The sequence below is a fragment of the Paraburkholderia dilworthii genome (assembly GCF_000472525.1).
Taxonomy (GTDB): Bacteria; Pseudomonadota; Gammaproteobacteria; order Burkholderiales; family Burkholderiaceae; genus Paraburkholderia; species Paraburkholderia dilworthii.
The window spans coordinates 1-14,041 of sequence record NZ_AWZT01000080.1; the positions used below are offsets into that span (position 1 = coordinate 1).

The window sequence follows — 14,041 nt, forward strand, 5'->3', positions numbered from 1 at the left end:
CATGCAAAGCTGTCGGCCAGAGTTAGTGCGAAGCACTTACTCTGGTCCCATGCAAAGCTGTCGGCCAGAGTTAGTGCGAAGCACTTACTCTGGTCACATGCAAAGCTGCGTCACGGACGTCCGTCCGCGCTGTGCATACATAGTTGCCAGAAAAAAGTACGCCTAGCCGACTATTTGCGACAAGCACATGAGGAAATACGACACCCATGTCGCATGATCATGCTCGCGCGGACGTGGAAGCCTTGCTGGGCGAGGGTTCTGGCGATGCGATAGAGATCGGCCCGGCATGTCGCTCCAAGCCAAATGAAGGCTTGCTCAGCCAGAAACCGCAATCGAAGTATGAGACGCGGCAGTACGGCCGTGCAACAGCGAAGTTTTCAAGCCTCTAGTAGCGCGTGAGCGATTCGTCTGGCAAAAGCAAAAGTGCACGCGGAGATTTTTGCCCGCAGCTTCCCGCAACAAGAAACAGGCAACGTGCAGCAGTGCGCGGGCGTCGTCGAACCGACAGCAGATGTGCAGCGAGCATTCGCACCGCGGCGCTCGCTGCTCGAGCATGCATCTGCACCCGGCAGCGTCAACCTCGCGCTGCCGGCGGCACGATTAAGGGTTAATGCTTACTGACTCGCGCCGGTGCCGATCCCCGCCTTCTTCTGCGCTTTCTGCAGATCGCTCGGATAGTTGGGGTCGTTCCGCGACGGCTGATAGCCGGCGTCCTCGAGTTTCTTCAACTCGGCATTTTTCTTCGCGCGAGCCTGTTTGCGTGCGGCTTTCCGCTCGGCTTTAGTCGGCTTGGCGTTGCCGGTCGCACCGGGTTGCGCAGTTTGCGCGTCAGTGTCCGTCGTGGTTTGTGCGGTGGCGAGTGGCATGCCGCCCGCCACCATCGCGGTGACGGCAAGGCCAAGCATGATCCGTTTGATGGCAATGCGCTTCATGGTTGACTCCCTCTCAAGTTGGCAATTGCATTCAAAATTCTTTGCAACTCATCGTTCACTCCCGCGGATACCGCGCGATGTTGTGCACGGTTCCCGTTCAGAGCTTAATGCCAAACAGCACCTCGCGTACTCGTGCATGCCGGTGAATATCTTCTGCCGGACTGAACCGCCGCCCACCGCCCGCCGCGATAGCGCGACTTAAACGCGCGCGCAGCCCACGACACGCTCTCAGGCAGAAGCGCAGCGGTCCGCGCGAGAGCCAGTTTTTCCAGCATGAGCGCGCGCGCTGAACTATTGTTTAAGCGCGCCGGGAGCGCCACGGCATCGCTTTTCTACAAACAGGATGCTCCCCGTAAGCAGAATCCCGCTCACAGGCGCGTATTTTTTTGCATGCAACGAAGCGACATCAACTTTTCGAGGATGGAGAAAACGTGAAAACAGTCAATCTTTTGAAGGCGCTCGGCATTGCATTGTGTCTGGCGACTGCATCGAGCGCCTATGCCCAATCGAGCGATGCCGCGCCGTCCGGTGCGACGATGTCCACCACTTCGCGCACAAAAGCGGTGAAAAAGACGGACCGCAAGCTCGGTCTCGACGTGCGCAGGGCATTGGCCAAAACACAAGGATTCGACGTGTCGAATGTGTACGTCCGCGCGCGCGGCGGCGCAGTCACGTTGACAGGATCGGTGCCTGACGGCGCGCAGATTCCGCAGGCCGAGGACGTAGCGAAGAACGTCGCCGGCGTGAAGTCGGTGTCCAACAAGCTCACCATCGGCAATCCGAACGGCGGGGGTTAAACGCCTCACCTGTTCAACGGCGCTCGCCGGATTACATCGGACGACGAAGGGTTGCGCGCTGCACCCTCCCCTGCTTTCGCACGCGCGCCGCGCCACCCTTCGTCCTGGTATGTGAATCACAGGCGCAACTCTTCGCTTACATGCGCCCCGCGTGCGACGATCTTGCATAACGCGCGAGCATCCATACTGCGGCCGCGCCCGCGGCGAGCAAGGCCGTCTGCCGCGGATGCATCGACGCCTGCGTGTACAGGCTCGATTCCAATACCCTGCGCTTCTGCCCCGAACGCTCGCGCAGGGCGCCATCGGTGCCGCTATTGCCAGTTGCGGTGCGCGGCGGCTCCTTGGTTCGTTGCGACGAAATACCGATGCGGCCCATCACGCGGTCGTACAGATTCGGCGCGCGGCGCGCGAACGTGACCATCGCCGCGGATGCGCCACCCACATACAGATCGCGAACCGGCGTGGCCGCGGCATGCAGGATCGCCTTCGCGACGATATCCGGTGCATAGACCGGTGGCGGGAGCTTTGGCTGAACGTCGAGATGATTGCGGGCGTGCTCGACGAACTGCGTATGAATTCCCGAGGGCTTGATCAGCGTGACGGAAACCGGCGCGCGCTCTTCAAGCAACTCCATGCGCAAGGTGTCGGTGTAACCCTTCACCGCGTGTTTCGACGCGACGTATGCCGCCTGCAACGGCAACGCGATATCCGATAGCTCACTGCCCAGGTTGATCAGTGCACCGCCGCGCTGCGTCAGGTGTGCGAGCGCAATCATCGATCCTTGCACGACGCCCCAGAAGTTCGTCTCGAACAACTCCTTCTGCTCGTCGATAGGCACATCCGTGCAACGGCCGAAGATCGACGCGCCGGCGTTGTTGACCCATGTATCGAAGCCGCCGAAACGCGCAATGGCTTTATCGGCCGCGGCCTGCAATTGCGCGGCATTACTCACGTCGGCAACCGCATATTCGACGAGTGCGCCTTGGTCCCCGAGCTGGCGGGCAAGCGCACTCAGCGCTTCCTCGTCGCGCGCGATCAGCATCAGGCGTGCTCCCCTGCTCGCGGCTAGACGCGCGGTTGCAAGACCAATGCCGCTCGTCGCACCCGTGATGACGATGACCTGCTGAGTGACGGGTTTGAGCTTGACTGTCATGGCGGAGTCCTCGAAAGAGATAGCGGTATCGCGGCAGCATATGTTCGGGGCTGCCTGCCGGGCGAACTGCGTAGGCGAACTGCGTTCGCAAGCTGAAGCATTCGTCGTGCCGCGTCACCTCGTGCAAGCCGCCGCGCGTGCCGCGGTTCGCCGGCACGACTGTCAGCAAGGCAACAGCAACGGTTATGCAAACGAATGGTGATCGAGAGCCCGCGTAATATGCGCGCCCTTAAATTTTAATCATCGAGTGCTTCCGCAGGCACGCCGGCGGTCAATAACCTCGCGAGCAACAACCTGATCGCGACGAACCCGAATGCGCTTTCCACCTCGCCGAATACGGCGGGCCGCACGGTCGGTCTCGTCGCTATCGCCGGCCTCGGTCTGCCGGCAGCGGATCTGTTCCGGCTCGACCGCTCGCAGGCAAACACTGCGAGCCAGAACCATGCGTACGCCGCCGAACAGCTTGCATACAACAACGGCGCGATGGACTCGTTCCCGCTCTTTACCGCTGCCGGTTCGACGATTGCCGGCAGCACCGGCGCGTGCGCGACGAAGGGCCAGGTGCTCGGCTACTTCGACGGCAACACCGTCACCGCACTCTGGAACTACGCGCAGCACTTCGCGATGAACCAGAACGCGTACACCGACACGTACGGTCCGTCGACGCCAGGTGCGCTTGAAGTCGTCTCCGGGCAGAACAACGGCGTGGTGGTTTCGGGTGGCACCTCGGCCAACGCGATTCCCGACTCGGCCGGCGGCTTTACGATGATCGGCGATCTCGACCCCGCCGGCGACGTCTGCACGACCGCGGCGGGCAGCGCGGTGACGGGCACCATGTCGTCGAACAACAAGAACATCGGCGACCTGCTCAACGCGAAGAACATCACGTTGGGCGGGTTCATGGGCGGCTTCAATCTGCAGACGGTCAATGCAAACGGCACGACCGGCTGCGCGCGCTCGACGTTCTCGCAGGTGCTCAACGCGACCAAGACCGATTATGTGCAGCACCATGCATGGTTCCAGTACTACGCGAGCACGGCGAACCTCGCGCATACGCGTCCGTCGTCGACGGCTGTTATCGGCGCTGCCGATCCACTCGACAACACCGCAACGCCGGTTCATCACCAGTACGACACCGATGACTTCTTTGCCGCGGTGAAGGCGGGCAACTATCCGTCGGTCAACTTCCTGAAGGCGCCGGCTGTCGGGGACGGCCATCCGGGCAACTCCGATCCGATCGACGAACAGGCTTTCGTCACGAAGGTGGTCAACTTCCTGCAACAGCAGCCTAACTGGAAGAACACCGCCGTGATCATCGCCTACGACGATTCTGACGGTTGGTACGACCATCGCTACAGGGCACCGACGAGTTCGTCGTTCGACTCGACGACGTCGCAATCCGCAGGCGGAAAGACGGTGGCGGGCAGCGACAACCTGAGCGCCGCCGGGCAGTGTACGGCCGCGGGTGCCGTGCAGCCGCAAGGCGTGAACGGCGGCGCGGTGAACGGCCGTTGGGACCGGGTACGCGCACGCCGTTCATCGTGGTGTCGCCGTGGGCGAAGGCCAATTTCGTCGACGATACGCCGATCACGCAGGCGTCGGTGGTGAAGTTCATCGAGGACAACCGGCTCGGCGGTCAACGCATTGGCGGAGGGTCGTTCGATGCATCCGCTGGCAGCATCACGAACATGTTCGACTTCTCGGGCCCGGGCAACAATCCGCCGCTCTACCTGGATCAGAACCTCGGGACGAAGCTGTCCGAGGCGCCGGCAATCTGACCGCTAGTTGACTACACGCCGTGCGGAAACAGGCCATCAAGCAGCCGCGTTCATGCGATGCGTGCGTGTCTTTCGCCGTCGCTGACGAACGCGGTTGCGTGACACAGAGCACGGTTTGCAGCAAAGCGTAATCGGCGTCGAGCCAGTGCATATGGGCTGGCTCGATTCGCCTTTTTTTCATCGCATCCGAAGAACTATTTGTCACCCTTGCCATGAACCAACCTTCAGACGCCGCCCTGCCGCCGACTCTTCCCGCTGGCGGCGAACCGGGTCCCGTTCTCACGCGCCGCTTCGCGCTACGGCTGCTTGCGTGGAGCGCTGCCTCGATCACTATCGCGGCCGTCGTATTCGGTGCATATGCACTTCGCTATCCTGAGCGAATGCCGGCTGCGGTCGGCGACATCGTCGAAGGGATCACCGGCGCGAATCCTCGGCCGGTGCATCTGATGCGCCCGGCGCGCGCCATTAAGCGCGGTGGCATTGCTCGGCAAGGAGATTTTCTTCGACCAGTCATTGTCGGCTTCGGGCACGCAGTCTTGCGCGTCGTGCCATTCGCAAGAATTCGTATGGGCCAGATAACGCGTTTCCCGTTCAACTCGGCGGCGCGCACATGAGCGAAGCGGGCTATCGCCCGCCGCCGTCGCTGACGTATCTATGTCGTCAGGCGCCGTTTAGCATCGGCCCGATCAGGGCGACACGGACGTCCCGGTGGATCTCACGCAACTCGCTTCGCAGGCAGCCGGCATAGAGCGCGCGCAGAAGACCGTTCTCGCCGCCCCCGCCGCTGCGGCGATGGTGCCGCAAGGCGTGCTCTTCTGGGACGGCCGCGCCGATACTTTGCAGGACCAGGCAATTGGCCCGCTGACTAATCCCGTCGAAATGGCCAACAGGACGCCGGAAGATGTGCCGCGCAAGCTGCTGCAGACGAAGTACCTCGACCGGTTCAAGCAGATCTTCGGGCCCGCCATTGTCGCCAATCCGAGCCTGCTGATCTCCGAGGCAATGTTCGCGGTGGGGCGTTATCAAATCGAAGATCCGTCATTCCACGATTTCACGATTTCACGAGCAAATATGATTACTGGCTGGAAGGCAAAGCCCGGTTCACGCATGCCGAAATGCACGGGCTGCAATTGTTCAACGACAAGGACAAGGCCTGCCGCCCGTGTGTACGGATACCCAATTCGAAGCGCTGGGCGTGCCGCGCAATCCGGCCATTCCCGCCAATAAGAATCCGAAATTCTTCGATATGGGGGCATGTGGGCCGTTCCGTGACGATCTTGCGAAACAGACGCAGTATTGCGGCATGTTCCTCACGCCGACGTTGCGCAATGTCGCGAACCGCAAGGTGTTCTTTCACAACGGCGTCTATCACGACCTTAAGGAAGTGATGGACTTCTACAATCTGCGCAATACGTCGCCGGAGAAGAACTATCCGCGCGATGCATCGGGCAAGGTGGAGAAGTACAACGATCTGCCGCCGCAGTATCACGCAAACGTGGATGCTTCGGACGCGCCCTTCGATCGGAAATTCGGCGATCAGCCAGCCATGAGCGATCAGGATATCGAGGACATCATTGCGTTTATGAAGACGTTGAGTGATGGGTTTGACGTCGGGAAATCTTGACTCCTGGCGCGCTGCGCGTGCCCACGCTGCGCGGCGCCACGCGGCCCGTTGTTGTATGCTTTGCCGTTCCGCGACTTCTCCGCTACCGCCCCGCGATGTCCGATTTCCCCTTCCACGCCGTACTTTTCGACTGCGACGGCGTGCTCGTCGACTCAGAGCCCATCACCAACCGCATACTTACCGAGATGCTCGGCGAGTTGGGCTGGCACTTGAGCATCGAAGAAACGATGCGTATTTTTGTCGGCAAGGCGGTGAAAGACGAAGCGCCGTTGATTGAAGCGCGCACAGGCGTTGCGATCACGACCGACTGGCTGATGCAATTCCGCGCGCGCCGCAACGCAGCGCTCGACAAGGAACTGATCGCCATTCCCGGCGCGGCGGCGACGGTACGTTCGCTGCACGCGACCTTGAACGGACGCATTGCCGTTGCGTCGGGTGCGGATCGTATCAAGGTCGAATTGCAATTGAAGAAGGCGGGGATTCTGGACTGCTTCGAGGGCCGCATCTTCAGCGGTCACGAAACACCGCGCAGCAAGCCGTTTCCCGACGTATATCTCGCCGCGGCGGCGGCGTTAGGCGTAGACGCGGCGCGCTGCGCCATCGTCGAAGATACGGTGACGGGCGCGACCGCCGGGGTGGCTGCCGGCGCGACAGTATTCGGCTATTGTCCGAATGAGTTCGGACATAGCAGCGCAGCCGCACTGCAGGCGGCCGGCGTGGTTCAGGTGTTTAGGGACATGGAAGACCTACCCGGTCTGCTCGCCGCGTGGCGTGGCGCGGCGTAAGACCGGTTACTCGAACGCAGCGTCGATCGGCACGCGGTATCCCACCGCGAGCCGGTTCGTTTCGTTAGCCATGCCAACCACTGCAAGCAGTTCGCCGAACATTTCGTCCGTCATGCCCGCGCGTCGAGCGGCGGCCTCATCCTGGCGTATGCGTAGCGGCAACAACCGCAGCCGGGGCTGCCGCTTGCAGATGTTCGCCGCCTTCGCCGGGCGTCGGCTGCGAAGGACGCGTCGAGCGCTCCGATTGCGCGAGCAGCGTACCGACCGACGGATCGATCGCATCGGTGAAAGGCTTCGGATCGAGTCCGATCGCGAGCACTAGCAACGCGATAGCGCCCAGCAGCGCGAACTCGCGCTTACCCACGTCCTTCAGTGTCGCGACACGCGCATTCGCAATTGCACCGAAGATTACGCGCTTATACATCCACAACGTGTAGGCAGCGCTCAAGACCAGCGTCGACGCTGCGATCGCGCCGATCCAGAAGTTGAAGCGGATCGCGCCCATCAGCACCATGAATTCGCCCACGAAACCGGAAGTGCCCGGCAGACCGATATTGGCCATTGAGAACAGCATCACGAATGCGGCAAAGCGCGGCATCGTATTCGCTACGCCGCCGAACTCGTCGATCGCAGCAGTTTTCGTGCGATCGTAGAGCATGCCCGTGCAAAGCAGCATCGCGCCGGACACCACGCCGTACGACAGCATTTGCACAATCGCGCCGGCCTGGCCAATGCGGTTGAACACGAACAGACCGAGCGTGACGAGACCCATGTGAGCCACAGTCGAATACGCGAGCAAGCGGCGCATGTCCGTCTGCACGAGCGCGAGAAGACTCGAGTAAAGCACCGCGACGAGCGAGAGCGTGATTATCATCGGCGCAAAGAAGTGGCTCGCCTGGGGTGCAATCGGCAATGCGAAACGCAGCAGGCCATAGCCGCCGAGCTTGAGCATGCCGATCATCACAGCAGCGCCCGTGGGGCCGTCGAGGTGAACGTCGGGCAACCATGTATGCAGCGGCCACATCGGCACTTTCACGCCGAAGGCCGCGAGGAAGCCGAGAAAGATCAGTACTTGCGGCATCGTGCCAAGAGGCGTCTCGCGCCACAGCGCCAGATCGAAGCTGTGTGTCTGACTGTAGAGATACAGCATCGACATCAGCATCATCAGCGAGCCAAGGAACGACACAAAGAAGAACTTGACCGCGGCATATGAGCGATTCGAATGCCCCCATGTGCCGATCAGCAAATAAAGCGGGATCAGGGTTGCTTCGAACGAGACGAAGAACATCATGCCGTCGAGCGACGTAAAGACGCCCTGCATGAAGCCCGACAACATCAGAAATGCGCCGAAGTACTGCGCAGTGCGCTCGGTGATCGACTCCCACGATGCGACGATGATGATGATCGTCGTCAACGCGGTCAATGCGACGAGCCACAGCGAAATGCCGTCGACGCCCACGTGCCACGCGATATCGAAAGTCGGCGACCATCTGATGTTCTCGACGAACTGCATCGACGTCACTTCGTTGCGGAAGTTCGCCACGAGCGGAATCACCGGTGCGAAGCCCGCGACCGCGCCGATCAATGCGAGCCACCGCGTGCGGCCGCGTGCCGCGTCAGACCCCGCCCGTAAAACGACCAGGCCGGCGACGATAGGGATCCAGATGAGTAAGCTGAGAAGAGGCAATGGCATATGCGCTGTCGAAAACTTGAAATACAGAACGCCGCATCAACTCTTTCGATTTAGAAAGAATCGAAACGAACATGTAGGCTTGTGTTTAACCGGACGGCGTCAGTGCGCCGCTGTTCGACTCCACGTTTACCCGCAGTCGAATGGCAAGGTGGGAGATTACCAAGATAAGAATACTTTTGCAGCGCAACAATGCGCGAACGCCCTAGACAAAGCGCTATCGAGGCGTACACGCTTGCGGAATAGATAAAAATGTGCGCCTGCAAAAAGCATCGCGCGACGGTTTCTCGACTCGCGATTTGTCCGCAAAAGCGCGCTTTTGTGGCCGCATTGAATGAAGTTCCTTGAGTGCACTCCCGGGTGGGCACAACGCGTGCCGCAGACGCTGCCGTTATGCCGCTTCCTCGCACGTCGCACTGCAATCGGCCCTGCGTTGAACGAAAATATTTTTTTGTTCGGGCGAAGCGGTGGAGCGTGGCGCCGCGTCGGCAAACCGTTGCCAGAAACTGGCTTGACGCGGCGCGCCAGTGGCCGGACGCAGCTTACAGAAGCCGAATATACTTCGGCGATCAACAGGTCAGAGGCCGCGCGAATCAGCGAGTGAAACGCCGCGGCCTCGCCCCCACTCCCCGGACCATGCATGGCGTTTTCTGACGAAGGTGTCGTTCCCGCGCTCGAGTGCCGCGGACTGAGCAAGACCTACGGCGCCGGCCGCATCGTGCTCGCAAACCTGGATTTCACGCTCGCGCCCGGCGAGTTCGTCGCGATCATGGGCGACTCGGGTGTCGGCAAATCGACGCTGCTCAATCTGATCGCCGGTCTCGAACAGGCGGACAGCGGCGATGTGATGATCGGCGGTCATGCCGTTTCGCGTCTCGATGACAATGCCGCGACGCGTTTGCGTCGGCAGAAACTCGGCTTTGTGTTTCAGGCGTTTCACGTGCTGCCGCATTTGACGCTTGCGCAGAACGTCGCGTTGCCGCTGCTGTTGAATGAGTTGCCGGTTTCCGCCGCGCTCGACATGCTCGCCGCAGTCGGGCTCGACGGCCGCGGCGAGGATTTTCCGCCGCAACTTTCCGGCGGCGAATTGCAGCGCGTTGCCATCGCGCGAGCCCTCGTGCATCGCCCTACCTTGATCCTCGCCGACGAACCGACGGGCAACCTCGATCCCGATACCGCTCATGGCGTGCTCGCATTGTTTCGCGCCCAAAGCAAGGCAACCGGCGCGGCCACGATGATGGTGACGCACTCGGAGGCCGCTGCCGCCGTCGCCGACCGCATCATGATTCTTAGCGATAGTGGCTTGCATGCCGCATCGCGAACGCCAGCGCGTTCACACGTGCAACAGGACTCGCAAACCATCGCCCGCTCAGCCGATGACGCCCGCTGATTCGCACCGGCCCACACATGCACGCGGGCATCGAAGGCTTGCACGCTGGCTGCTTGGCGCCGAATGGCGCAGTCATCGCGCACGCGCACTCGTTGCAATCGCAACGATCGCGCTAGGCGTGGCACTCGGCTACGCAGTGCAATTGATCAACAGCGCGGCCTTCAATGAATTCTCGGCTGCGGCGCGCAGCCTCTCAGGTCAGGCGGACCTGCAAGTGCGAGGCGCTCAACCTCTATTCGACGAGTCAATCTACCCGCGTCTCGCTACGCACGTGGGCGTAGCGCTCGCGAGCCCCGTTCTCGCGCTGGACGTCACCGTACCGGAACACAATGCCGCGTTGCCGGTGCTCGGCATCGACGTGTTCAGGGCAAGCCGCATTGCGCCGGATCTGATCGGTGTGCCGTCAGCCGAGCGGCCGTTCGACGCCCTCGCCTCCGACGCCCTGTTTCTGTCCACCGCCGCGCAACAATGGCTGCACGTCAAAACCGGCGATAACGTCGCGCTGCAAAACGGCACATCGCTCGTGCATCTGCGCGTGGCAGGCGGCATCGTGAGAACGAGGCCGGGTCAACGGCTCGCGCTCATGGATATCGCAGCGGTTCAGTGGAAGTTCGGCAAGGTCGGCAAGCTGTCGCGCGTCGACGTGCAGCTCGAACGCGGCGTCGACCGCGAGCGCTTCAAGCACGATCTGCAAACGGAGTTGGGGAGCCATTGGGTCGTCGCCGAAGCGCGCGACGTCGAAAGCCGCACCGATCGGCTCTCGCGCGCTTATCGCATCAATATGAACGTGCTCGCGCTCGTCGCGCTCTTCACCGGCGCGTTCCTCGTGTTTTCGACGCAGGCGTTGAGCGTTGTCCGTCGTCGCGCACAATTCGCGATGCTGCGCGTGCTGGGACTCACACGCGGGCAACTGTTGCGTCAGATTCTGCTGGAAGGCGCACTGCTCGGCTTGCTCGGTTCGCTACTCGGCCTTGCACTCGGTTATGCACTCGCTGCTGGCGCATTGCATTTTTTCGGTAGCGATCTGGGCGGCGGCTACTTCCCTGGCGTGCAACCGCAGGTCGGCTTCGAACCGCTCGCGAGCGCGATCTTTCTGACGCTCGGCGTCGCCGTGGCGGTTCTCGGTAGCCTTGCGCCCGCCCTGGAAGCGGCGCGCGCGCGGCCCGCTGCGGCGCTGAAGGCCGGTGCGGAAGAAGGCGCGCTCGCGCGGCTCGCCACGCCGTGGCCCGCCTTGCTATGCCTGCTGGCGGCCGCGCTTCTGACGCAAGCGCCGCCCGCGTTCGACGCCCCTATTGGCGGTTATCTGGCCGTCGCACTGCTGCTGATCGGCGGAATTGCGTTGATGCCGCGTGTTACCGCTTTTACGTTCGGTCAAGCAAGCCGGGCGCTCGCAGCGCGGCGACGCAGCGGCGCGGCCGGCACGCTCGCACTCGCGCGTCTCGCGAATGCGCCAGGTCATGCATCGATCGCAATGGGCGGAGTGTTGTCGAGTTTCGCTTTGATCGTGGCGATGGCGATCATGGTTGCCAGCTTCCGTGTGTCCGTCGAGGACTGGCTGGTTCATCTGCTATCGGCCGATCTTTATGTACGGGTAGCGGAGAACGGCGGTACGGGCGGCTTGAGTCCCGACGAACAGACGCGGCTTGCGGCTGTCCCGGGCATTGCAAGGGCGGCCTTCGCGCGCATGTCGCATATCACGCTCGACCCCGCGCGGCCGGACATCGCTGTACTTGCACGCGAGATCGACGCGGCCGACCCTGGCGCAAATCTGCAAATGACGGGACCTGTGCTATCGCCTCGTCAACTGCGAAGCGACGAGACGCCTGTTTGGGTGTCCGAAGCAATGGTGGATCTGTACGGTTATAAAGTGGGACAGCGGGTTCGCTTGCCGCTCGGTGAACGTCCCCATGTGTTCGCGGTGGCCGGTGTATGGCGTGATTACGTGCGCCAGAGCGGCGCAATCCAGATACGGCTCGCCGATTACCGTCGCCTCACCGCCGACACGAGCGCTACGGATGTCGCCGTTACCGTCGAACGAGGCTCGGACGTCGAGCGCGTAATAGCCGGACTGCGCGCACTGCCCTTCGGCGCGATGCTGGGCATTTCGCAGCCGGGGGAGATTCGCGCACGCACACTTGTGATCTTCGACCGCAGCTTCGCGGTCACGTATCTTCTGGAGGCGGTCGCCATCATCATCGGATTGTTCGGCGTCGCGGCGACGTTTTCCGCGCAAACGCTCGCACGCGCTCGCGAGTTCGGCATGCTGCGGCACGTCGGCGTGACGCGCTCACAGATTCTCGCAATCCTCGCACTCGAAGGCGGCATGCTCACCGCGTGCGGTATCGCGATGGGCTTCGTTCTCGGATTCGCGATCAGCCTGATTCTCGTATTCGTGGTCAATCCGCAGTCGTTTCACTGGAGCATGTCGCTGCATGTTCCGTGGACGATGCTGGCTATAGTTGCGTTGGTGATGCTGGCGTCATCGTGTTCAACCGCCGTGATCGCAGGACGCGGCGCCGTTTCGGTGGATGCGGTGCGCGCGGTCAAGGAGGACTGGTGATGCGAACTTTGCGGCGGTTATTGGCTTCTCAACCAATGGGGCGCACGAAAGCGGATATTGAATTCTCGGCTATGCGTTGCCGTGGGATACGTCTGCGAGCTTCGGGCATGTTCGTTATCGGCGTGTTTGCTTTTTCGCCTGTCTTTGTGTTTGGTGCACCGCCGGGATTTGCCGTCGTCACAAAAGACCATCCGATCGTGCTGCCGATGGACACCGGCGCTCACCCCAATTTTCGCACCGAGTGGTGGTACGCAACCGGCTGGCTAACTACGCCCGATAATCAGCCGCTTGGTTTTCAGATTACCTTCTTTCGCTCTGCAACGGGTCATGATGCCGCCGATCCGAGTGCTTTTGTGCCTTCTCAATTGATCATCGCGCACGCCGCATTAAGCGATCCCGCGCTTGGCCGCCTCGTGCACGACCAGCGGATTGGCCGCGAAGGATTCGGGCTCGCGTATGCGAAGCCTGCCAATACCGACGTCAAGCTCGACGCATGGAAAATCGTTCGTGCCGCCGATGCCCGCTACGACGTCACGGCAAACGCCGGCGAGTTCGCGTTGCATCTCAGGCTAACGCCGACGCAAGCTCCTTTGATTCAGGGCGAACATGGCTACTCTCGCAAAGGCCCGCGACCCGAACAGGCGAGCTACTACTACAGTGAGCCGCAATTGCGCGTGTCGGGCAGCGTGAGGCGGCCTGTTGCTAAAGGTAGTTCATCGCAAGACGACACGCCCGTGACCGGCGTTGCATGGCTCGACCACGAGTGGTCCAGTACCTTGCTCGACGCCAATGCCGTTGGATGGGACTGGCTGGGCGCGAACCTGTCCGACGGTTCGGCTCTGATGGCGTTCAAGGTGCGCAGCCGCGACGGACGTGCGATATGGGCGCACGCTGCATTACGCGATCGCGACGGACGCATCACGACGTTTGGTCCGAGTGAAGTCGACTTTACGCCGCGCCGCACGTGGCGCTCGCCGCGCACGAACGCGTGGTACCCGGTGTCGATGACGGTGAGAACCGGCGCGCTGACATGGCAGATCGATCCGCTGATGGACGATCAGGAACTGGACTCGCGGCAGTCGACCGGCGCGGTGTACTGGGAAGGTGCGGCGCGGGTGAGCCGCGATGGCNCCGCGGCTGGNGCTNGGGTTGAGGCTGGGCGAGGCTATCTGGAACTGACGGGCTACGCGAACGCGCTGCGCATCGGCAGGCAGTGACGGACGACGAGGCTGTGCCTGGCGCCGGTCGATGCGGTTCTATCGCGCCGTAAACGCAGAAACCCCACCGTGTTGGGGTGGGGTTTCTGGTTCTGCTGGGGAGCCTGACGATGAC

At 61.9% G+C, this 14,041-nt stretch carries 8 protein-coding genes and 3 pseudogenes; 7 read left to right on the forward strand and 4 right to left on the reverse strand.

From position 1 onward, the window contains the following. Nucleotides 1-614: 614 nt before the first annotated feature. Nucleotides 615-932, reverse strand: a complete 318-nt coding sequence (locus F759_RS0133700; RefSeq protein ID WP_027803677.1) for a DUF4148 domain-containing protein — start codon at nucleotides 930-932, stop codon at nucleotides 615-617. Nucleotides 933-1,363: 431 nt separating this feature from the next. Between F759_RS0133700 and F759_RS0133705 the strand changes: the two genes are divergently transcribed. Further along, the gene (locus tag F759_RS0133705; protein WP_027803678.1) at nucleotides 1,364-1,729 is read left to right on the forward strand and encodes a BON domain-containing protein; all 366 of its coding nucleotides are present in this window, start codon (nucleotides 1,364-1,366) and stop codon (nucleotides 1,727-1,729) included. A 136-nt stretch (nucleotides 1,730-1,865) separates the two neighbouring features. Here the strand turns inward: F759_RS0133705 and F759_RS0133710 are convergent, their stop codons facing one another. Then, nucleotides 1,866-2,882, reverse strand: a complete 1,017-nt coding sequence (locus F759_RS0133710; protein ID WP_027803679.1) for an SDR family oxidoreductase — start codon at nucleotides 2,880-2,882, stop codon at nucleotides 1,866-1,868. A 246-nt stretch (nucleotides 2,883-3,128) separates the two neighbouring features. Here F759_RS0133710 and F759_RS0133725 point away from each other — a divergent pair. The 3 genes and pseudogenes from F759_RS0133725 to F759_RS0133750 form a co-directional block, all read left to right on the forward strand. After that, nucleotides 3,129-4,660: pseudogene (locus F759_RS0133725) on the forward strand (phospholipase C); the annotation flags it as partial. Nucleotides 4,661-4,872: 212 nt separating this feature from the next. Continuing rightward, a pseudogene (locus F759_RS39475) lies at nucleotides 4,873-6,284 on the forward strand (cytochrome-c peroxidase). A gap of 95 nt (nucleotides 6,285-6,379) precedes the next feature. Further along, on the forward strand, nucleotides 6,380-7,069 hold the full coding sequence (locus F759_RS0133750; protein WP_027803685.1) for an HAD family hydrolase: 690 nt from the start codon (nucleotides 6,380-6,382) through the stop codon (nucleotides 7,067-7,069). 6 nt (nucleotides 7,070-7,075) lie between these two features. Here F759_RS0133750 and F759_RS45085 read toward each other — a convergent pair. After that, nucleotides 7,076-7,204, reverse strand: a pseudogene (locus tag F759_RS45085) (carboxymuconolactone decarboxylase family protein); the annotation flags it as partial. A gap of 1 nt (nucleotide 7,205) precedes the next feature. Continuing rightward, nucleotides 7,206-8,762, reverse strand: a complete 1,557-nt coding sequence (locus F759_RS0133760; RefSeq protein ID WP_027803686.1) for a complex I subunit 4 family protein — start codon at nucleotides 8,760-8,762, stop codon at nucleotides 7,206-7,208. Between the two features lie 637 nt (nucleotides 8,763-9,399). Here F759_RS0133760 and F759_RS0133770 point away from each other — a divergent pair. The 3 genes from F759_RS0133770 (at nucleotide 9,400) to F759_RS0133780 (ending at nucleotide 13,926) form a co-directional block, all read left to right on the forward strand. Further along, nucleotides 9,400-10,149, forward strand: coding sequence for an ABC transporter ATP-binding protein (locus tag F759_RS0133770; RefSeq protein WP_027803688.1), 750 nt, complete (start codon nucleotides 9,400-9,402; stop codon nucleotides 10,147-10,149). Beyond that, complete coding sequence (locus F759_RS0133775; protein ID WP_027803689.1) at nucleotides 10,136-12,709, forward strand: ABC transporter permease; 2,574 nt, start codon at nucleotides 10,136-10,138, stop codon at nucleotides 12,707-12,709. Before F759_RS0133770 ends, F759_RS0133775 begins: the two co-directional genes overlap by 14 nt. 107 nt (nucleotides 12,710-12,816) lie before the next feature. Further along, a complete protein-coding gene (locus F759_RS0133780; RefSeq protein ID WP_036025955.1) occupies nucleotides 12,817-13,926 on the forward strand; it encodes a lipocalin-like domain-containing protein in 1,110 nt (369 codons plus the stop codon). Nucleotides 13,927-14,041 lie beyond the last annotated feature (115 nt).